Raw genomic sequence first — 1,221 nt, 5'->3', positions numbered from 1 at the left:
CAATCAGGTTTCGTCTCCAGAGAGGAATTTTGCACAGAGTATGCACGGGAGGGGGAGGCGAGCTATAAAGCTTCTGAGTAACTCGGAATAGGTCATTCCTCTCCTGTCGGCTTCTTCTTGTAATTGCCTTTTTTCAAATTCGGTAACTCTAACTACAAGTTTTTGACTTTTCATCTGGATTGACAATTGTTACTACGAATGTTCTACTTATAGTAGGTCGAAAAACAGGAGAAGTCAATGAGAACAGCGTATCAATACAGACTAAGATTGACGAAGTCACAAGAGACAGAAATTGAAAGATGGCTTGACATGCTCAGGCATCAATACAATTACCTTCTTGCTGATAGGTTTAACTGGTATGAACAGAACCGTTGTTCCATTAACTCCTGTCCTCTTGTTTGTCATTTACCTGAGTTACGAGACAATCCTGATTATTTTTCTCAGAAAAGGACTCTACCTCAACTCAAAAAAGACAGATATTGGTATAAAGCTATCCATGCTAATGTTTTGCAGGATTGCGTCAAGAGGGTCGATCTTGCTTTTAAAAGGTTTTTAAAGGGGGACTCCAATGGTAGAAGAAGTGGTAAACCTAGGTTCAAGAGTAAAAGCAGGTATAAGTCTTTAGTTTTCTCTGCTTTTTCTAAAAAACCTATTCAGGGAAACAAGTTAAACCTTCCCAAGTTTGGATGGGTAAAAATGGTTTACCATAGGCCAATTCCAAACGGATTCAAGATTAAAACTGCCACAGTTACACGCAAAGCTGATGGATACTACGTGACCTTGTCGTTACAGGATGATACAGTACCTGAAATAATCCCGATCGAACAAGTATCAAATCCCGTTGGTATAGACATGGGTCTCAAATCATTTTTGATCAAGTCCGACGGGACAGAGGTACCAATCCCCCAGTACTATCGGAAAGCTCAAAAACGATTAAAGAAAATCCAGAAAACTGTCAGCAGGTCTAAAAAAGGCAGCAATAATAGAAAGAAAGCTGTGAGGAAACTAGGGAAAGCTCACAAAAAGGTAGCTGATACCAGGAAAGATTTTCACTTCAAAACAGCTAAATGGTTATTAGATGACCACGATCTAATTGCTCATGAGAAATTAAATATTAAAGGTTTGGCCAAAACTAAAATGGCTAAATCTGTATTGGACGCTGGTTGGGGTCAATTTCTGTCAATATTATCAAACAAAGCCGTTCGCGTAGCGTGGCCTACG

The 1,221-nt window shown here is 39.5% G+C and carries 1 protein-coding gene; it reads left to right on the top strand.

All coding sequences use genetic code 11. The annotated features are described in order from the left end of the window. Positions 1-237: 237 nt before the first annotated feature. The coding region (locus F6K53_RS43705) for a transposase (protein WP_293087042.1) at positions 238-1,221 on the top strand (984 nt) is incomplete at its 3' end.

The organism is Moorena sp. SIO4A1 (assembly GCF_010672065.1).
In the GTDB taxonomy this organism is placed as follows: Bacteria; Cyanobacteriota; Cyanobacteriia; order Cyanobacteriales; family Coleofasciculaceae; genus Moorena.
This window is presented reverse-complemented; position numbering and strand designations above follow the sequence as displayed.